The organism is Streptomyces sp. NPDC046977 (genome assembly GCF_040644455.1).
GTDB lineage: Bacteria > Actinomycetota > Actinomycetes > Streptomycetales > Streptomycetaceae > Actinacidiphila.
This window is the reverse complement of record NZ_JBEYWO010000024.1, coordinates 142,950-161,386: the sequence shown is the minus strand read 5'-3', so window position 1 is coordinate 161,386 and position 18,437 is coordinate 142,950. Positions and strand designations below refer to the sequence as shown.

Below are 18,437 nucleotides of genomic sequence, written 5' to 3'. Positions count from 1 at the left end.
TCGGGTGCGATTCAGCATCGTGCGGGGATGCAGACGTCGAAGACGATCGTGGCGGTGAACAAGGATCCGGAGGCGCCGATCTTCGAGTTGGTGGATTTCGGGGTGGTGGGTGACCTGTTCCAGGTGGTGCCGCAGTTGACCGAGGAGGTCACTGCCCGTAAGGGCTGATCTTCGTTTCCCCGCGGGTGGCTCCCTCACGGCCCCCGCGACCGGGCCCCGTGGCGCCACCCGGCACCACGGGGCTCCGCATGTCATTGACGGCCCGGCGAGGCACACCTAGCGTTGTTTCAACGAATTGTTGAAGCGTTGGAGGGCGGCAGATGACGCAGGACGGGACGGTCCGCACCTCGCTCGGCGACGCGGTACGCCAGGACATCGGCGCGTCCCTGGCCGGTGTCGACGCCGAACTCGCCCGCCGCTACCCCGGGGACCCGGGCACCCGGCAGCCCGTGCACACCGTCTACGTCCCCGCCGACGTCTTCGCCGCGGACACCGTGCGGACCTGGGGGGACCGCGCCGTCGCCGCCCTCGACGAGCACGCGCCGGACGCGGACTCCTTCGCCGCGGTCCTCGCCCTGCCGCCCGAGTCCGCTGCCGACGTGCACGACCGCGTCCGCGCCAAGCTGCGGCGCGAACCCGTCGAGGATCTGCGCATCGACTTCGAGGACGGCTACGGCCCCCGGCCCGACGCGGAGGAGGACGCCGACGCGGCCGCCGCGGCACGCCTCGTCAACGCCGCCGTGGCGGACGGCAGCGCGCCCCCGTACGTCGGCATCCGTATGAAGTGCCTGGAGGCGGCCGTACGGGACCGGGGGATCCGCACCCTGGACGTCTTCCTCACCGGCCTCATGGACGCCGGGGAACTGCCGCGGGGGCTCGTGCTCACCCTGCCGAAGGTGACGTTCCCTCAGCAGGTCACGGCGATGGTGCGGCTGGTGGAGGAGTTCGAGAAGGCCCGCGGGCTCGAAGCGGGGCGGATCCGCTTCGAGATCCAGATCGAGACGACGCAGTCCGTCCTGGGCCCCGACGGCACCGCCACCGTCGCCCGGTTCATCGACGCGGCCGAGGGCCGGCTCACCGGACTGCACTACGGCACCTTCGACTACAGCGCCGCCTGCGGGGTCAGCGCCGCCCACCAGTCGCTGGACCACCCGGTCGCGGACCACGCCAAGGCCGTCATGCAGGTGGCCGCCGCGGGGACAGGCGTCCGGCTCTCCGACGGCGCGACGAACGTCCTCCCGGTCGGGCCCACCGCGCAGGTCCACGACGCCTGGCGCCTGCACTACGGACTCGTCCGCCGCTCCCTCGCCCGCGCCTACTACCAGGGCTGGGACATGCACCCTGGGCACCTTCCCACCCGTTACGCCGCCGTCTACGCCTTCTACCGCGAGGGCCTCCCCGCGGCGGCCGCCCGCCTCGCGGCGTACGTGGCCCGGGCCGGCGGCGACATCATGGACGAGCCCGCCACCGCCAGGGCCCTGAGCGGCTACCTCCTCCGCGGCCTCGACTGCGGCGCCGTCGACCCGGACGAGGTCACCGCCGCCGCGCGACTCTCGCGGCGCGACCTCGACGTACTGGCGGGACGCGCGCGCTGACGGCGGCGCAGGATCCTGAGCCGCGCAGGCCGGTGAGCGGCACGGTGGCCGTGCCGCCCCGGACAGCCGCCGGGGCGGGGCGGACCCCGTCAGACCATGGGCGGGAGTTCGCCCGAGCCGCGGGCGATGAGCCGGCAGGGGAGTTCCAGGCGGTCGGGCGCCCCCGCGGCGCCGTCGAGCCGCTGGAAGAGCAACCGTGCGGCCGTGCGGCCGAGTTGTGCAGGGTCCTGGGCGATGACGGTGATCGCGGGCCGGAGGAGGTCCGCGAGCTCGAAGTCGTCGAAGCCGACGAGCGCGACGAGCTGCGGGCGGTCGGCCAGCACGCGTACCGCGGTCACGGTGATCCGGTTGTTGCCCGCGAAGATCGCCGTGACGGGCTCCGGCCCGGCCAGCATCCGGTCGAGTTCCGAGCGCACGCGCTCCGGCGCCGTCGTGCCGCAGGAGACCCAGCCGTCGTGGACGGGGAGCCCGGCGTCCGCCATGGCCTCGCGGTAGCCGCGCAGGCGCTCCGCGGCCGTGTGGATACGGGGGAGGTCGCCGATGAAGCCGATGCGCCGGTGCCCGTGGGCGATGAGGTGCGCGACGCCTTCGCGGGTGCCCCCGGCGTTGTCGCTGACGACCACGTCCGCGTTGATGCCGCCGGCGGGCCGGTCGACGAAGACCGTGGCGACGCCTGCCGCTATCTCCGGCTCCAGGTAGCGGTGGTCCTCGCTCGCCGGGACGATGACCAGCCCGTCGACGCGCCGGGCGCAGAACGCCAGCACCAGTTCCTGCTCGCGTTCGGCGTCCTCCGCGCTGGACCCCGTGAACAGCAGCGTCCCGTGCGCGCGGGCGAGGTCCTCGACGGCGCGGCTGAGCGGCGAGTAGAAGGGGTCCGCGAGGTCTTCCAGGACGAGACCGATACTGGCGGTCCGGCCCTTGCGCAGCAGGCGCGCGCTGTCGTTGCGGCGGAAGCCGAGGGCGTCGATGGCGGCCTGCACGCGGGCGATCGTGTCGTCGGTGACCCCCGGCTCCTCGTTGACGACGCGGGAGACGGTCTTCAGGCCGACACCGGCCCGAGCGGCGACGTCCTTCATGGTGGGCCGGGCGGTTCGCGGAATATCGGTCACGCCCGGATCCTATGGGCTGGACAACGTTGTCAACAAAGGGCGACACTACGCCCATGCCGTTCGAGAGCACAGCTGAACCCACCGCACCGCCGTTGCACGCCGCCGACCGGGGTCCGCTGGTCGCCGCCGTCGACGTCGGGGGCACGAAGATCGCGGGCGCCCTGGTGGATCCCCATGGGCGGCTGCTGCTGCGCGCCCTGCGTCCGACGAGAGCCGACCGGGACGCGGAGACCGTGATGGGATCGGTCGCCGAGGTGCTGGACGAGCTGCGCGCGGCCGCCGAGTGGCCGCGCGTCGTCGCCGTCGGCATCGGCAGCGCCGGCCCGATCGACGCCTCACGCGGGACGGTCAGCCCGGTCAACATCGGCTCCTGGCGCGACTACCCGCTGGTGGCGGAGGTCGCCGCGCGCGTGGACGGGCTGCCGGTCGTGCTGACCGGCGACGGCATGGCGATCACCGCCGCCGAGCACTGGCAGGGTGCGGCGCGCGGCCACGACAACGCCCTGTGCATGGTGGTCTCCACCGGGGTCGGCGGCGGCCTGGTCCTCGGTGGGGCGCTGCACCCCGGCCCGACCGGCAACGCGGGCCACATCGGTCACATCAGCGTCGATCTCGACGGCGACCTGTGCCCCTGCGGCGGCCGTGGCTGTGTCGAGCGGCTGGCGAGCGGGCCCAACATCGTGCGCCGCGCCCAGGAGGCCGGCTGGCTCCCGGCGGCGGGAGAGGCGGCCGACGCCGCCGCCGTGGCCCGTGCCGCCCGCGCCGGGGACGCGGTGGCGCTGGCGTCCTTCGACCGCGCCGCACAGGCGCTGGCGGCCGGCATCGCCGCGACCGCGACCCTGGTGGAGATCGACATCGCCGTGATCGGCGGAGGCGTCGCCGGCTCGGGGGCGCTGCTGTTCGACCCCCTGCGCACCCATCTGCGCCGGTACGCCACGCTCTCGTTCGCGGCCGGCGTGAAGGTCGTCCCCGCGGTGCTCGGCACGGACGCGGGCCTGGTGGGCGCCGCCGCGGCGGCCGGCGAGGCGCTGGGACTGGAGGCGTTCGGCGCGGTGCGCTAGTACCGTCCGCCAGTTGTGGCCAGGAGGTGCCCCCGCTGGGGGCATCCCGCCGCGCGCACGCGCAGCCCCAGTTGTCGGCTCGTGCCCGCCACCGGGCCGATGAACGGGCGGACGCCGACCCCCTCCCGGCGGCGGTTCGTCCGGGGTGCCAGGGGCGCCGTCCCTTCGCGGGGGAGGCCCGTGCGAGTTCCGAGGCAGGCTGAGGGCGAGGCGCGCGCATCCGCCACCCGCAGGGGCGTTCCCTGCACTGCCGTTCGCCGCCCCGCGGTCTTCTGGCACCGCGTCGGCGGTTCATGGCCCGATTCGACCTGGAGGCCGACAAGGGCTGAGCTCGGGGTACGCGGGTTCTGAGGCCGCCGGTATGCGCCGATGGCCGGGTCTGCGCGTTTGCCGACGCCGATGATCCGGGCAATTCGTAGGGGGCTACCGGGCTACGGAAGAGGGGGCACCGTGATCGTCTGGCTCAACGGCACGTTCGGCGCGGGCAAGACCACTGCGGCACGCGAACTGCTCGATCTGCTGCCGGGAAGCGTGCTCTACGACCCGGAACTCATCGGCACAGGGCTGCGGCTCATGCTCCCCGAGAAGCGGTTGGGCGAGGTCTCCGACTACCAGGACCTGCCCTGCTGGCGGCGGCTGGTGGTCGACACGGCCGCCGCGCTGCTGAGCGAGATCGGCGGCGGGCCGCTGGTCGTCCCGATGACGCTGCTGCGGCAGGAGTACCGGGACGAGATCTTCGGGGGCCTGGCCGCCCGCAGAATCGAGGTGCGGCACTTTGTGCTCGATGCTGAGGAAACGGTTCTGCGCGAGCGCATCGAGCAACGCGCGGAGATCCCCGGCGACCCCGGGGCGAGCGCCGAGGTGCGCGTCTGGTGCCTGGACCAGCTCGCCGCCTATCGAGAGGCGCTGCCCTGGCTCACCGCGGACGCCCATGTCGTCGACACCGACGGCCTGAACCCGCGGAGCACCGCGGAGCGCGTCGCCGAGGCGATACGCGAGGGCGAGGGCGTCTGCGACATCGTGCAGACCCCGGAGCCCACGTCGGAGACGCTCGCCGCGGGCGTGCTCCTCTTCGACGAGCAGGACCGCGTGCTGCTGGTCGACCCCACCTACAAGCCCGGCTGGGAGTTCCCCGGTGGTGTCGTCGAGCCCGGCGAGGCCCCCGCCCGGGCCGGGATGCGCGAGGTCGCGGAGGAGCTCGGCCTGCACCTGCCCACGGTTCCCCGCCTGCTCGTGGTCGACTGGGAACCGCCCCTGCCGCCCGGCTACGGGGGCCTGCGGCTGCTCTTCGACGGCGGTCGCCTCGGCGCGGCCGAGGCCGAACGGCTGCTTCTGCCGGGGGCGGAACTGCGCGGCTGGCGCTTCGCCACCGAGGACGAGGCCGCCGCCATGCTCCCGCCCGTCCGCCTGACGCGTCTTCGCTGGGCACTGCGGGCCCGTGAGCGGGCCACCGTGCTCAACCTGGAGGCGGGAGTGCCCGTGGGTGCCTGACCCGGGACGGCGGGGGGCCGACCTGCCGACCTGCCGCCCGAGGTCCGGCCGGGCACCCGACGCGAGAGCGCGCCGGTGCCCGGCCGGACCTGACCGGGACGGTTGTCAGACGGCCTTGCTCTCGGCGTAGCCGCGCAGGAACAGCGCCTCGGCGAGCGAGAGCTTCTCCAGCTCCTCCGGGGAGACGCTCTCGTTGACCGCGTGGATCTGCGCCTCGGGCTCGCTGAGACCGATGAGCAGCATCTCCGCCTCGGGGTAGAGCGTGGCGAGGGTGTTGCACAGCGGGATGGAGCCGCCCATGCCGGCGATCTCGAGGTCCTTGCCGTAGGCGGTGCGCATGGCCTCGGCCATGGCCGAGTACGCCGGGCTGGAGGTGTCCGCGCTGAACGCCTGACCGCTGCCGGTCTGCGTGACCTCGACGTGGGCGCCCCAGGGGGCGGCCGCCTTGAGGTGGGCGATGAGGAGGTCGGCGGCCTCCTGGGCGTCCACGCCCGGCGGAACCCGCAGGCTGACCTTGGCCGCCGCCGTGGCCTGGACGGACGGGGTGGCACCCACGACGGGCGGGGCGTCGATGCCGAGCACGGTGACCGAGGGGCGGGCCCAGACGCGGTCGGCGACCGTGCCGCCGCCCACGAGGGAGACACCGTCGAGGACCTTGGCGTCGCCGCGGAAGTCCTCCTCCGGGTACTGCAGCCCGTCCCACGAGGCGTCCATGGCGAGCCCCTGGACCGTCGCGGCACCGGTCTCGTCGTGCAGGGTGTGCAGGATGCGGATCAGGGCGCTGAGTGCGTCGGGCGCGGCGCCGCCGAACTGACCGGAGTGCAGGTTGCCCTTGAGCGTGCTGACCTTGACCTCGACGAGCGCCATACCGCGCAGCGTGGCCGTGACGGTGGGCAGTCCGCAGCGGAAGTTGCCGGTGTCGCCGATGACGATCGCGTCGGCGGCGAGCAGCTCGGGGTGCTCCTCCGCGTAGCGCTCGAGGCCGCCCGTGCCCTGCTCCTCGGACCCCTCGGCGATGATCTTCACGCCGACCGGCACCCCGCCGTTGTCGCGCAGCGCGCGCAGGGCCATGAGGTGCATGATCAGGCCGCCCTTGCAGTCGGCCGCGCCGCGCCCGTACCACCTGCCGTCGCGCTCGGTCAGCTCGAACGGCGGGGACAGCCAGCCGGCCTCGTCCAGCGGCGGCTGCACGTCGTAGTGCGCGTAGAGCAGCACGGTGGGCGCGCCCTCGGGGCCGGGCAGGTAGCCGTAGACCGACTGCGTGCCGTCGGGGGTGTCCAGCAGCGCGACGTCCTGGAAACCGTCCTCGGTCAGGGCGTCCGCGATCCACTGCGCGGCCCGCTCGCACTCGCTCTTCGGGAACTGCCTCGGGTCGGCCACCGAGCGGAACGCCACCAGCTCGGCCAGCTCGGTCCGGGCCCGCGGCATGAGGGCGGCGACGGTTGCGGCGAGTGGTGCGGCGGACATGGGCGCTCCTTGTGGGTGCGTGTTCGGTCGAACGCGTGGATCGTGTACAGGTGCTCGGGATCGATGGTGCCACAGTCGTGCCCGGGCACCCGCGGATTAGGATGCGCTGAGCAGGGGTGACAGCAGCCTGCGGGTCGGACGGGAGCGGGAGCACGTGAGCAGCGAGTACCAGGCGCAGGACGGCGGTTCGGCGGACGGCGCCGAGGACGCATCGGTGTGGGACGTCGTCGTGGTCGGGGCGGGGCCCGCCGGGGCGTCCGCGGCCTATGCCGCGGCCACGGCCGGACGCCGCGTCCTGCTGTTGGAGAAGGCCGAACTGCCCCGCTACAAGACCTGCGGTGGCGGCATCATCGGGCCCTCGCGCGACGCTCTTCCGCCGGGCTTCGAACTTCCGCTGCAGGATCGTGTGCACGCGGTCACCTTCAGCCTCAACGGCCGCCTGACCCGGACCCGCCGGTCCCGGCACATGCTCTTCGGGCTGATCAACCGGCCCGAGTTCGACGCCCAGCTCGTCGAGGCGGCGGTCGCCGCGGGCGCCGAGCTGCGCACCGGTGCCGCCGTCTCGCGGGTCGAGCAGCACGGCACCTCCGTCCCCGACCGGCGCACGGTCGCGGTGGTGCTCGCAGGCGGCGAGACGGTGCTCGCGCGGGCGGTCGTCGGCGCCGACGGCTCCGCCAGCCGCATAGGCGCCCATGTCGGCGTCAAGATGGACCAGGTCGACCTGGGCCTCGAGGCCGAGATCCCGGTCCCTCCGGAGGTTGCCGAGGACTGGGCGGGCCGGGTGCTGATCGACTGGGGCCCGCTGCCCGGCAGTTACGGCTGGGTCTTCCCGAAGGGCGAGACCCTGACGGTCGGTGTGATCTCCGCGCGCGGTGACGGCGGTGCCACCAAGCGCTATCTCGAGGACTTCATCGGCCGGCTCGGTCTGGCCGGGTTCGAACCGAGCATCTCCTCCGGGCATCTGACGCGCTGCCGTGCCGACGACTCCCCGCTCTCCCGCGGCCGGGTGGTGGTCTGCGGCGACGCCGCGGGCCTGCTGGAGCCGTGGACCCGTGAGGGCATTTCCTTCGCCCTGCGGTCGGGTCGCCTCGCGGGCGAGTGGGCGGTGCGCATCTCCGAGTCGCACGACGCGGTCGACGCCCGGCGCCAGGCGCTCAACTACGCGTTCGCGGTCAAGGCCGGACTCGGGGTGGAGATGGGGGTGGGCCGCCGCATGCTCGGCATCTTCGAGAAGCGCCCCGGTCTGCTGCATGCCGCCCTCACCACCCTTCCGCCGGCGTGGAACACCTTCGCCCGGATCACCCGAGGTTCGACCTCGCTCGCCGAGATCGTTCGCACCCATCCGCTGGCCCGTCGTGCGCTAGAGTCTTTCGACCGCTCCTGATCTTCATCTGTCCATCTACTGCCTGCCTTAAAGAGGGTGTTGAGGGGCAGACACCTTCTTGGAGGTAGCCCTGACATGCCGTTGAAAAGTGAAGATGGCCGACTGCCCTGGTGGGCCCGGTGGTTGACCGGGCTCATAGTGGTGGCGGGCCTGCTGCTGCTGGTCGCCAAAGCCGACCTGATACCCGGCCTGCCCAACCCCTTCGCCGAGGAGACCCACGACCGGACCGGCCCCGTGGTGCTCAAGGCGATCCAGGACATGAACCGCTTCGAGGGAGCCAGCGGCGACTTCCAGGTCGTCGTCGACCTGGAGAAGGACGCCAAGTTCCTCCCCGACGCGGTGCGCGGCCGGCGCACGCTCTACGTCGGCGCCGGCAGCGTCGACGCCTATGTGGACCTCGGGGATGTGGGCCCGAAGGGCGTCGAGATCACCGACGACCGCAAGTCGGCAGTGCTGACCCTGCCGCACGCCCAGCTGGAGCGCACCTCGCTCGACCCCGACCGCTCCTACATCGTCGCCGAGGAGCGGGGCTTCTTCGACCGGCTCGGCGACTTCTTCTCCTCGCACCCCAACGACGAGCAGCAGATCCAGCAGCTGGCAGCGAAGAAGATCCAGGACGCGGCCAAGCAGACGGAGCTGGCGAAGCGGGCAGAGACCAACACCCGCGCCATGCTGGAGCGTCTGCTGATCTCGCTCGGCTTCGAGAAGGTGGAGGTCCGGTTCAGCTGACGGCCGTGATCCGGAAGACGGGGTGTTTCGGGGCTATCGCGCGCAGCTCCTCGTCGGTGGAATCGGGTCCGACGCCTCCGAAGAACACGCCGACCTCCGCCTTCCAGCGCTTGAGGTAGGCACGCAGCACCTCGGGCTTGACATCGTCGGCCACCTCGGTGGCGGTGAACTCCTCCACGCGCTTGCCCAGCAGGAGTTGACCGCCACCGGCGGCCCGCATGTTGTGGGTCCACTGGACGTGGCCGCGGGGAGCGACGAGGAAGCGCTCCCCGTCCACAGTGAGCAGGTTCACCGGCGTACGGCGCCATTCCCCGCTCTTGCGCCCCTTGACCGCCAGCACGCGCGAGCCCCACACGCTCAGACCGCGCCGGGTGAGCCAGGCGACGAAGCGGTTGAAGACGTGGACGGTGAACCAACCCGGCTTCATGACGTGCTCGGACACGGTGACTCCTCCGAAAAGTGTGAGCGGTGCTCTCGTCTGAGAACAGTGTGCAGCAGTCGGTGAGGCAAAAGCAAGAGCACTGCTCTGAATCTTGGTCGATCTCTCCGATCCGTTTACACTGATCCGCATGGGTGTGATCAAAACGGCCAGGGAACGGGCTCGCGGCGAAGTGACCGCCGCCATCAAGGAAGAAGCGCGCCGGCAACTCGCCGACGAAGGGGCCGCGCGTCTGTCGCTCCGCTCGGTGGCCCGGGAGCTGGGCATGGTCTCCTCGGCCCTCTACCGCTACTTCCCCAATCGGGACGTGCTGCTCACCGCGCTGATCGTCGACGCCTACGACGCCGTCGGCGCTGCCGCCGAGACCGCGTTCGAGGGCGTGGGGGACGCCGACCCCGTCACGAGCTGGGCCGTCGTCGGCCGTGCCGTGCGCGGCTGGGCACTGGAACATCCCCATGAGTACGCCCTGATCTACGGCTCGCCGGTGCCCGGCTACAGCGCCCCGCTCGACACCATCGGCCCGGCCTCCCGGGTCGCGCTCGTGCTCCTCACGGTGGCGGAAAGGGCGCACGCCACCGGCCGGCTCGCCCTGCCCGCGCCGGACGCGCCGATCAGCGAAGGGGTGCGCGCCGACGCCTGGCGGCTCGTCAAGGACCTGGACCAGGACCTGCCACCGCAGGCGCTCCCGGCGCTGATCGCCGCATGGGCCCAGCTCTTCGGCCTCATCGGCTTCGAGCTCTTCGGCCAGTTCAACAATGTGGTGGAGGCCCGGGACGAGTTCTTCGACCACGCGATGGCGGCTCTGGCCCACCAGGCCGGTCTGTGCAGCGACCCCGTACTCCCGGGGGAGTAGGCGAGGTCACCGCCGTGATCGGACGCAGGCTCCCGGCCCGCCGTTCTAGCGTGGCGTCATGAGCGACGACGAAGCCGGACTCGCGCCGTCCGGCGGCAGCCTCCGCCGGCGTCCGCCGTGGGCCCGCCACGACGAGCCGGGGCGCGGCGGCGGGGACGGCCTGCCGCGCCGCCCCTGGATCGCTTCGGTCGTCCTCGCGTTCGTCCAGGTGGTGGGCACGACCGCTGCTTCGCACAACGGCACCGGTCATGTCCCGCTCGACCACTTCGGCTACCTGCTGCTCCTCGCGGGCCCTGTCGCCCTGCTGTGGCGCCGGCGCGCGCCCGTCGTGGTCGCCGCCGTGGTGTCCGCGGTGACACTGGTCTATCTCGCCGCGGGCTACGCCTACGGTCCGGTCTTTCTCAGCGTCGTCGCCGCCTACTTCTCCGCTGTGGCCGCAGGGCGGCGCCGGTCCGTCTTCGTCGTGGCGGCCTGCCTGTACACGGCCTACGTGCTGGTCACGTTGTGGCTCTACCGCTATCTCCCGCCCACTGGGGACCACCGGGCCTCATGGGCGCAGGTGTCCGGCGCGGCGGCATGGCTGCTGGCCATCCTCGCCGTGGCCGAACTGTGGCGGCTGCGTCGCGAGAGCTATGTGCGCGAGCGGCGGGAGCGGGCCGAGGAGGCGCGCCGGCGGGCCGACGAGGAGCGGTTGCGGATCGCGCGCGAACTGCACGACGTCCTCGCGCACAGCATCTCGGTGATCAATGTGCAGGCGGGTGTCGCCCTCGCGCTCATGGACGAACGTCCCGAACAGGCCCGGCAGGCTCTCACGACCATCAAGGCCGCCAGCAAGGAGGCGCTCGGCGAGGTCCGCCAGGTCCTCGGCACGCTCCGGGCACCGGGCGAGGCGCCCCGGTCGCCGGCGCCGGGCCTGGACCGCCTGCCGGAACTGCTCGAACAGGCCGCCGGCGCCGGACTCGGCGTCGAGGTGACCCGCGAGGGAACCGCCGTCCCCCTGCCTCCCGGCGTCGACCTCGCGGCCTTCCGTATCGTGCAGGAGGCGCTGACCAACATCATCCGGCACTCGGGGTCGCGCAGGGCGAGCCTGAGGATCGTCCATCGCGCGCGGGAGATCGAACTGTGCGTCGACGACGAGGGCCCCGCCACGGCGACCGCCGCGCAGTCCCCGGATGCCGACGGTGGCAACGGGCTGCTCGGGATGCGGGAACGCGCCGCCGCGCTGGGCGGCCACGTGGTGGCGGGCCCGCGTCCGGGCGGTGGCTTCCGGGTGCTGGCCCGGCTGCCCTTCGACACCGTCGCGGCGACGGCCGTCCCCGACAAGGAGATCCGATGATCCGGGTGGTGCTCGCCGACGACCAGGTGCTGGTGCGCGCCGGATTCGCCGCGCTGCTGGACGCCCAGCCCGACATCGAGGTCGTCGGGGAGGCCCCCGACGGATCGGAGGCCGTACGCCTGGTGCGCGAACTGGCCCCGGATGCGGTGCTGATGGACATCCGCATGCCGGTCATGGACGGTCTGGAGGCCACCCGCCGGATCACCGAGGACCGGGCGCTCGCGGGGGTCAAGGTGGTCATCCTCACCACCTTCGAGCTGGACGAGTACGTCTTCGAGGCCATCCGCGCCGGTGCCTCGGGCTTCCTGGTCAAGGACACCGAGCCCGAGGAACTGGTGCGCGCGGTCCGGGCAGTGGTGGACGGCGACGCCCTGCTCTCGCCGGGCGTGACCCGACGCCTGATCGCGGAGTTCGCGGCCCGCTCCAAGGCACCCGCGGCCGCGACGGAGCTGGAACGGCTCACCGAGCGCGAACGCGAGGTGATGGCCCTGGTGGGGATCGGGCTGTCGAACGAGGAGATCGCCCGCCGCCTGGTGGTCAGCCCGCTGACCGCCAAGACGCACGTCAGCCGGACCATGGTCAAGCTCGGCGCCCGCGACCGGGCCCAACTGGTGGTCCTGGCCTACGAGTCCGGCCTGGTGCGGCCCGGCTGGCTCGGTTAGGCCGTCCGGACCCGCGCCCCCCGTTCGCCGCGCGGGTCCGGACGGCGGTCCGGGCCTCAGTCGCCCACGGAGACCCGCTCGGCCTCGGCGGCCTTCCGCGAGCCGTCGGAGGAGGCGACGACGAACCCGTACGAGGCCCGGCGGCGCAGCCCGGTCAGCGTGATCAGCAGACCGGCCAGCGCGATGACGCTGACGACGACCAGTCCGGGCCGGAAGCTGTCGAGCACCGCCTGCGGAGTGGCGGGGTCGTGCCCGCCGCCCGCGGTGATCGCCGCCGTCACGACGGCCAGGAAGATCGCGCCACCCACCTGGAACGAGGTGTTGAGCAGTCCGGAGACCATGCCCTGCTCCTCGTCGCGCACGCCGTTGGTGGCCTGGATGTTGAGCGACGGGAAGACCAGGGCGCAGGCCGCGCCGAGCAGCAGCATCGAGGGCAGGATGACGGCGGCGTAGTCCGGCGACAGGTCGATCCGCAGGAAGAGCACGTAGCCGACGAACAGCAGGGTGAACCCCGTGGCGATCACGCGGGGCGTGCCGAAGCGGTCCACCAGCGGCCCGATGCGCGTCGAGGCGAGAGCGACGAGGCCGCCCGCGGGAAGGAAGGCGAGCGCCGTCTGCAGCGCGGACCATCCGAGCAGCGACTGCATGTACTGCGTGACGAGGAACTGGAAGCCCACGTAGGAGCCGAAGAACGCGGCGCCTCCGAGGTTGGCGCGGATCTGCTGGGGCGAGCGCAGGACGCCCAGCCGGATCAGCGGGTGGCTGCTGCGGTGCTCGATGACGGCGAACGCGGTGAGCAGGACGGCGACGGCGGCGAAGGACAACAGGGTGCGCGCCGAACCCCAGCCCGCCTCGGGGGCGGACACGACCGTGTAGACGAGGAGCAGCATCGAGGTGGTGCCGGTGAGAGCGCCGGGCAGGTCGTATCCCCGGCCCGCGCCCTTCTCGCGCGGACTCGACGGGATCAGGCGCAGTCCCGCGACCAGCGCCAGGATCGCGACGGGGGCGGGCAGCAGCATGGTCCAGCGCCAGCCCACCTCGGTGAGCAGCCCGGAGAGCACCAGGCCCATCGAGAAGCCGGTCGCGCCGCAGGTGGTGTAGATGCTGAGGGCCCGGTTGCGGACGGGGCCCTCCGGGAACGTCGTGGTGATGATCGACAGTCCGGCGGGGGCGGTGAACGCGGCGCTCAGGCCCTTGATGAACCGGGTGGCGATGAGCAGTTCGCCGGAGTCGACGAGGCCGCCCAGCAGTGAGGCGGCGGCGAAGACGCCCAGCGCGATCAGGAAGACCCGGCGCCGGCCGAGCAGGTCGGCGGCACGGCCGCCGAGGAGCAGCAGGCCCCCGTAGCCGAGGATGTAGCCGCTGACGACCCACTGCAGGGACGAGGTGGTCAGGTCGAGGTCCTTGGCGATCGACGGCAGCGCCACGCCGACCATCGAGACGTCCAGGGCGTCGAGGAAGAGCGCGGCGCAGAGCACGAGCAGGGTGCCCCACTGACGAGCGCTCCAGCGGCCTTCCGTACCGGGGACGGTGGTGTCGGGAGAGGTCATGCCGAGGAGACTACATGCACGTGCATCAAATGCAAATGCATTTAATGTGTGTACATCAAATGATGGAATTCTGCTATCCTGCGCGCATGACCGGCGTGAAAAGTGAGCATGTGCTCGTGGAGCGGTGGCGGGAGGTCCTTGCCCTGCACGCGCGGACCGCGTGCGAGCTCGACCGCGAACTGCACCAGCTCGGCCTCGGCGCGAGCGATTTCGAGGTGCTCGACATCCTCGCGGAGGGCGGCCCGGAGGAGGACTGCACTTTCCGCGTCCAGGAGCTCGCCGACCGCGTTCACCTGAGCCAGAGCGCACTGTCCCGCCTGGTCGGCCGGCTGGAGAAGGAAGGGCTGGTCAGCCGGGGGATCTGCAGTGAGGACCGGCGGGGCGTCCGGGTCGGGCTGACGGACGCCGGGCGCGTGCGCCACGAAGAGGCCAGGCCTCTCCAGCGTGCCGTCCTGGAGCGGATCCTCGGCGCGTCCTGACCTTCGGCGGGGTCTGCCGGGGCTGTTGCCCGGCGCTCAGCGGGCGGCGGGCTTGCGGCGTACGTAAAGCTGCTTGCGCACCTTGGCGACGGTCGTGCCGTCGGCGGCGACGACGTCGTTCTCGAACCACACCAGCGCCTTGTCGCCTCCCGCGGTGAGGGCGCGCATCTCCTCCAGCCGGCCCTCGGTGAGCTTGAAGTCGGCGAACACGTCACCGCGCCCGGGTGAGAGGAAGTCGATCTCGGCGGCGCGGTCCCACACCAGGTAGTCCCGGCCGAGGCGGTTCATCGTCAGCAGCATCCAGAACGGGTCGGCCATCGAGAAGAGCGAGCCGCCGAAATGGGTGCCCACGTAGTTGCGGTTGAACCGGTGCAGGCGCAGGCGCACCCGGGCCGAACTCCAGTCGTCGGCGATGTCGAGCACCCGGATGCCCGCGAAGAGATAGGGCGGCCACCAGTTGATCGCGCGGCGAAGGGTCCCGGGTGCGAGGGGGCGTCGTGCCATGAGGGTGACGGTAGTACGCGAAGTTACTCACCGGTAATGCGACGCCCGCCGACGTCGGTCAGGTGACGGCCCCCGTGCGCCGCCACAGCTCCACCAGCGAAATGTCGCCGCTGACCTGGAGCTTCTCGTACGGAGCCCGGTTCCACAGGGCGAGATACAGGTCGCCGGCGGTGCCGCTCACCGTGCAGTCCGCGGCCCCCTCGCCCGCGTGCTCGACCACCAGGGGATCCGCGGAGAGGCGGGCCAGCCAGTCCGCTCGCCCGGCCGGCAGGTCGACGGCGCGGACCCGGAGCGTCCCCGGGGCCTCGGTGCGTACCCGGCTCTTCGGCCGCGTGTGGAAGCCCGACAGCAACTCGTCGATGCCGTCCGCCGCGAAGGCGGGGTCGACGGGGGAGGGGCCGCGGCCCGCCGCGATCTCCGCGTCGACGCGGTGCACGGCCGTCTCGTGCGCCTGCCGCCGCGCCCAGAAGCCGAGCGGGGAATCGGCCCGCAGGAAGTACCAGCACTCCAGGTCCTCCGGGGCGGTCTCCAGCGCGTTCACGAGCCGCTCGTGCCCGTCCCGGAACCAGCCGAGCAACTCCCGGTCGTCCGCCGGGGTCTCGGCCGTGATCGGCTCCGGCCGCATCCGTCCCTCGGCGACGAACCGGGTCGCCCAGCGGTGCACGGTCCCCTGATGGCGGACCAGGTCGCGCACCCGCCAGTCCGGGCACGGCGGCACGGCGGCGTCCAGACCGGCCCGCTCGGCCGCGTCCGCCAGCAGCGTGCCGTTCCGCCGGAGCGTCTCGATGAACTCGGCAGTCTCCATGACGCGATTGTGGCACCGGGGTCGGACAACCGGGCGCCGCAGGGCGGTCAGCGCGGCTGCGGACGTCGCCTCCTGGCCCGCGCGACCATCCCCAGCACCGCGGCGTTCAGCACGGCCGCGAGCAGCGCGGCGAGGACGGCGGTCCACCAACCGCCCCAGCCGTACGCCGCGTCGGCCGCGTCCTGCCCGCCGGCGGCGGCGAGCAACCGCCAGAACATGGGCATCCAGGGCAGGGTCAGCAGCACGAGCCAGACGCCGGACAGCGTCGCGTCCTCGTGCGAGACGAAGGCCGTGTCGACCAGCAGGAACACCAGGGCCGCGGTCACCAGGCCCAGGTACACACGCGAGAGGCGCTCTCGGTACACCGACCGGGCCGCTGCCCGGAGCCGGTGAGGAATCGACATGTCTCCTCCAGCGGCTGCGCGCGATCCACAGAGCCGCCCACCACCATGGCCCTGTCACCGGGCCCGTGGGTGGAGACGATGCGTCAGTTCCCGTCGGATCCCGCGAGGTGCCGTGCCGCGCCCGCGATGGCGGCGGCCGCCGCGGCGAGCGCGGCGACCGTGGTCAGCGCGACGGGCAGACCGAAGGCGTCGGTGAGGAAGCCGATCGCCGGCGGCCCCAGCAGAAAACCGCCGTACCCCAGGGTCGAGGCCGTCGCCACGCCGCTCGGGCCGCCCAGGGCGCCTGCCCGGGCGATCGCCACGGGGAAGATGTTGGCCAGGCCGAGACCGGTCAGCGCGAACCCCGTCAGCACCAGCCACACCGCCGGTGCCAGCGCCGCAACCAGCATGCCGGCGCAGGCCGTCAGCCCGCCCATGACGACCGCGCGCGTCGGTCCGAGACGCATCAGCAGGGCCGTTCCCGACAGGCGGCCGACCGTCATGGCGAGCGTCACCGCCGCGTAGCCCGCCGCGGCCAGGGCGGGTCCGGTGTGCAGATCGTCCTGAAGGTGCAGCGGGCCCCACTCGGCGAGCGCGCCCTCGCCGTAGGCCGTGCAGAGGGCGATCAGCCCGAACACCGCGACCGGCCACGCCGTGCGTGCGCGGGACCCCTTCTCGCCAGGAGTGTCGCGTGTGCCCGTCCCCGTTCCGCCCGCGGGGGTGTCCGCAGGTCCCACCGGGGTGTACGCGAGCAGCGCCCGACCGAGGATCACCGTCGCCACCAAGCCGAACGCCGCGACCGCGTACAGGTGCTGCGTCGGCGTCAGATGAGTGGCCAGCGGGCCGCCCACGGAGGCGCCGATCAACCCGCCCAGGCTGTACGCCGCGTGGAAACCGGGCATGATGGGGCGCCGCAACGCGGCCACCACGTCGACCGCGAGGCTGTTCATCGCCACATTCATGCCGCCGAAGCCCACGCCGAGGAGCAGCAGCACCAGGCCCAGGGCCAGAGGGGAGTGGGTCATCGGGGGCAGCGCCACGCTCAGTGACAGAACGACGGCCGTGGCGATCGTGACCGGGCCCGCGCCGAAGCGCCGGCACAGCCGCCCACTAGGGATCATCGTGCCCAGGGCGCCCGCCGACACGCCGAGCAGCGCCAGTCCGAGCGCGCCCGCGGACGCGCCCACCTGCTCCTTGACCGCCGGGATGCGCACCACCCAGCCGGCGAAGACGAAGCCGTCGAGGGCGAAGAAGGCCGTCAGCGCGATGCGCAGCCGCCGAAGAGGGGCCGGGGTGGATATGTGATCTTGCCCGGCGAGTACGCTCCGTATTTTGTTTACGCTCGGCACAAAGTGAGAATAGGACTGTGACCCAGACTCGGACAAGGTTGGAGAGAGGCCGGGGCGCGCTCGGCCCCGCGCTGGCGCTCGTGCACACGGGACGCGCGCCCACCCGCGCCGTGCTCACCGCCGAACTCGGCGTGACCCGGGCGACCGCGGGTGCCGTCGCCTCCGAACTCGAGGCACTGCGGCTGATCCAGGTCGATACCCGGCCGGGCGGCCCGGTGGGTGCCCAGGGGCGTCCCTCGCACCGATTGGCGGTCAATCCCGAGGGCCCGGTCGTGCTCGCCGCGCAGATCCACACCGATGGCTTCCGGGCCGCGCTCGTCGGGCTGGGTGGTCACATCGTCGCGACGGCGCCGGTCACCATGGCCGTGCCCGCCGATCCCGCCCATGTGCTCGCCGACGTGGTCGCGGCCGGCGCACGGCTGTTGAGCGAACACGGGCGGGTCTGCGTCGGGGCCGGCCTCGCCGTGCCCTCGGCGGTCGCCGAGCCCGAAGGCACCGCGCTCAACCCGCTGCACCTGGAGTGGCCGGCCGGCGCCCCGGTGCTGGAAATCTTCCGGGAGCAGGTCGCCCGCGGCGGCATCACGGCGCCGACGGGCACGCCGCCACTCTGCTTCGTCGGCAACGACGTCAACGTCGCCGCCCTTGCCGAGCACCGCCATGGAGCGGGGAGCGGCGCCGAGCACCTTCTGGTGGTCGCCACCGGGCACCGCGGCGTCGGCGGCGCCCTGGTGCTGCACGGCAAACTGCACACCGGCAGTTCGGGGCTCGCCTTGGAGGTCGGTCACCTCACGGTCAACCCCGAAGGGCGCGCCTGCCATTGCGGCAGCCGGGGCTGCCTCGACGTCGAGGTCGACCCGCTGGCCTTCCTGGAGGAGGCCGGCCGTGCTCCCGGGCCGGAGGTCTCGCTCCTCGAGCAGTCGGTCACGCTGCTCCGCGAGGAGTACGAGCACCCGGCCGTCCGCCGGGCCGCGCACATTCTGATCGACCGTCTGGGCCTGGGCCTGGCCGGACTGGTCAACGTCCTCAACCCCGACCGGATCCTGCTGGGCGGCCTCCACCGCTCGCTGCTCGACGCCGACCCGGAACGGCTGCGGGCCGTCATCGCCGACCGCAGCCTGTGGGGACGCAGCGGCAGCGTGCCGGTGCTCGCGTGCGCCCTGGACCACAACAGCCTTGTCGGCGCGGCGGAACTGGCCTGGCAGCCGGTTCTCGACGACCCGCTGACGGCTCTGGGCGTCTAG

Annotated in this window: 18 protein-coding genes and 1 pseudogene; 11 read left to right on the top strand and 8 right to left on the bottom strand. The window is 72.7% G+C overall.

All coding sequences use genetic code 11. From position 1 onward, the window contains the following. Both ABZ883_RS30825 and ABZ883_RS30820 read left to right on the top strand, forming a co-directional pair. Nucleotides 1–168 (top strand): annotated as a pseudogene (locus ABZ883_RS30825) (electron transfer flavoprotein subunit alpha/FixB family protein); the annotation flags it as partial. Between the two features lie 152 nt (nt 169–320). After that, nucleotides 321–1,595, top strand: coding sequence for an aldolase/citrate lyase family protein (locus ABZ883_RS30820; protein WP_360911883.1), 1,275 nt, complete (start codon nt 321–323; stop codon nt 1,593–1,595). Between the two features lie 89 nt (nt 1,596–1,684). Here ABZ883_RS30820 and ABZ883_RS30815 read toward each other — a convergent pair whose 3' ends face one another. Beyond that, nucleotides 1,685–2,671, bottom strand: coding sequence for a LacI family DNA-binding transcriptional regulator (locus ABZ883_RS30815; RefSeq protein ID WP_360911898.1), 987 nt, complete (start codon nt 2,669–2,671; stop codon nt 1,685–1,687). A gap of 86 nt (nt 2,672–2,757) precedes the next feature. On the opposite strand from ABZ883_RS30815, the gene ABZ883_RS30810 reads away from it, so the two are divergent. Both ABZ883_RS30810 and ABZ883_RS30805 read left to right on the top strand, forming a co-directional pair. Continuing rightward, nucleotides 2,758–3,765, top strand: a complete 1,008-nt coding sequence (locus ABZ883_RS30810) for an ROK family protein (protein ID WP_360911881.1) — start codon at nt 2,758–2,760, stop codon at nt 3,763–3,765. Nucleotides 3,766–4,215: 450 nt separating this feature from the next. Continuing rightward, nucleotides 4,216–5,256, top strand: coding sequence for an NUDIX domain-containing protein (locus tag ABZ883_RS30805; protein WP_360911879.1), 1,041 nt, complete (start codon nt 4,216–4,218; stop codon nt 5,254–5,256). Between the two features lie 105 nt (nt 5,257–5,361). Here ABZ883_RS30805 and ABZ883_RS30800 read toward each other — a convergent pair whose 3' ends face one another. Then, nucleotides 5,362–6,723: a dipeptidase gene (locus ABZ883_RS30800; protein WP_360911877.1), complete on the bottom strand. Its 1,362-nt coding sequence runs from the start codon at nt 6,721–6,723 to the stop codon at nt 5,362–5,364. A 154-nt stretch (nt 6,724–6,877) separates the two neighbouring features. Between ABZ883_RS30800 and ABZ883_RS30795 the strand changes: the two genes are divergently transcribed. Together ABZ883_RS30795 and ABZ883_RS30790 are read left to right on the top strand one after the other, a co-directional pair. Next, a complete protein-coding gene (locus ABZ883_RS30795) occupies nt 6,878–8,107 on the top strand; it encodes a geranylgeranyl reductase family protein (RefSeq protein ID WP_360911875.1) in 1,230 nt (409 codons plus the stop codon). A gap of 75 nt (nt 8,108–8,182) precedes the next feature. After that, nucleotides 8,183–8,836: a DUF4230 domain-containing protein gene (locus ABZ883_RS30790; protein WP_360911873.1), complete on the top strand. Its 654-nt coding sequence runs from the start codon at nt 8,183–8,185 to the stop codon at nt 8,834–8,836. Here the strand turns inward: ABZ883_RS30790 and ABZ883_RS30785 are convergent. Continuing rightward, nucleotides 8,829–9,278 carry a nitroreductase family deazaflavin-dependent oxidoreductase gene (locus ABZ883_RS30785; RefSeq protein WP_360911871.1) on the bottom strand — a complete coding sequence of 150 codons (450 nt, stop codon included), beginning with the start codon at nt 9,276–9,278 and terminating at the stop codon, nt 8,829–8,831. The two genes, ABZ883_RS30790 and ABZ883_RS30785, sit on opposite strands and share 8 nt — an antisense overlap. Before the next feature lie 127 nt (nt 9,279–9,405). On the opposite strand from ABZ883_RS30785, the gene ABZ883_RS30780 reads away from it, so the two are divergent. Genes ABZ883_RS30780 through ABZ883_RS30770 form a run of 3 tightly spaced genes read left to right on the top strand, consistent with a single transcriptional unit; the run spans nt 9,406 to nt 12,126 of the window. Next, complete coding sequence (locus ABZ883_RS30780; protein ID WP_360911869.1) at nt 9,406–10,128, top strand: TetR/AcrR family transcriptional regulator; 723 nt, start codon at nt 9,406–9,408, stop codon at nt 10,126–10,128. 58 nt (nt 10,129–10,186) lie between these two features. After that, on the top strand, nt 10,187–11,464 hold the full coding sequence (locus ABZ883_RS30775) for a sensor histidine kinase (RefSeq protein ID WP_360911867.1): 1,278 nt from the start codon (nt 10,187–10,189) through the stop codon (nt 11,462–11,464). Beyond that, nucleotides 11,461–12,126, top strand: a complete 666-nt coding sequence (locus ABZ883_RS30770) for a response regulator transcription factor (protein WP_360911865.1) — start codon at nt 11,461–11,463, stop codon at nt 12,124–12,126. The genes ABZ883_RS30775 and ABZ883_RS30770 overlap by 4 nt, the downstream gene beginning before the upstream one ends. A gap of 56 nt (nt 12,127–12,182) precedes the next feature. Here the strand turns inward: ABZ883_RS30770 and ABZ883_RS30765 are convergent, their stop codons facing one another. Further along, nucleotides 12,183–13,676, bottom strand: coding sequence for an MFS transporter (locus ABZ883_RS30765; RefSeq protein ID WP_360911863.1), 1,494 nt, complete (start codon nt 13,674–13,676; stop codon nt 12,183–12,185). Between the two features lie 86 nt (nt 13,677–13,762). Here ABZ883_RS30765 and ABZ883_RS30760 point away from each other — a divergent pair, with 86 nt between their 5' ends. Further along, nucleotides 13,763–14,155, top strand: coding sequence for a MarR family transcriptional regulator (locus ABZ883_RS30760; protein WP_360911861.1), 393 nt, complete (start codon nt 13,763–13,765; stop codon nt 14,153–14,155). 36 nt (nt 14,156–14,191) lie between these two features. On the opposite strand, the gene ABZ883_RS30755 is transcribed toward ABZ883_RS30760, so the two are convergent. From ABZ883_RS30755 to ABZ883_RS30740, 4 genes are all read right to left on the bottom strand, one after another. Further along, nucleotides 14,192–14,659: a DUF4442 domain-containing protein gene (locus ABZ883_RS30755; protein WP_360911859.1), complete on the bottom strand. Its 468-nt coding sequence runs from the start codon at nt 14,657–14,659 to the stop codon at nt 14,192–14,194. Between the two features lie 58 nt (nt 14,660–14,717). Continuing rightward, complete coding sequence (locus tag ABZ883_RS30750) at nt 14,718–15,464, bottom strand: maleylpyruvate isomerase family mycothiol-dependent enzyme (protein WP_360911856.1); 747 nt, start codon at nt 15,462–15,464, stop codon at nt 14,718–14,720. Between the two features lie 47 nt (nt 15,465–15,511). Then, nucleotides 15,512–15,868: a hypothetical protein gene (locus ABZ883_RS30745; protein WP_360911854.1), complete on the bottom strand. Its 357-nt coding sequence runs from the start codon at nt 15,866–15,868 to the stop codon at nt 15,512–15,514. 83 nt (nt 15,869–15,951) lie between these two features. Next, on the bottom strand, nt 15,952–17,196 hold the full coding sequence (locus ABZ883_RS30740; protein ID WP_360911852.1) for an MFS transporter: 1,245 nt from the start codon (nt 17,194–17,196) through the stop codon (nt 15,952–15,954). Nucleotides 17,197–17,213: 17 nt separating this feature from the next. Between ABZ883_RS30740 and ABZ883_RS30735 the strand changes: the two genes are divergently transcribed. Beyond that, entirely contained in the window at nt 17,214–18,437 is a 1,224-nt protein-coding gene (locus ABZ883_RS30735; RefSeq protein ID WP_360911851.1) for an ROK family protein, read from the top strand.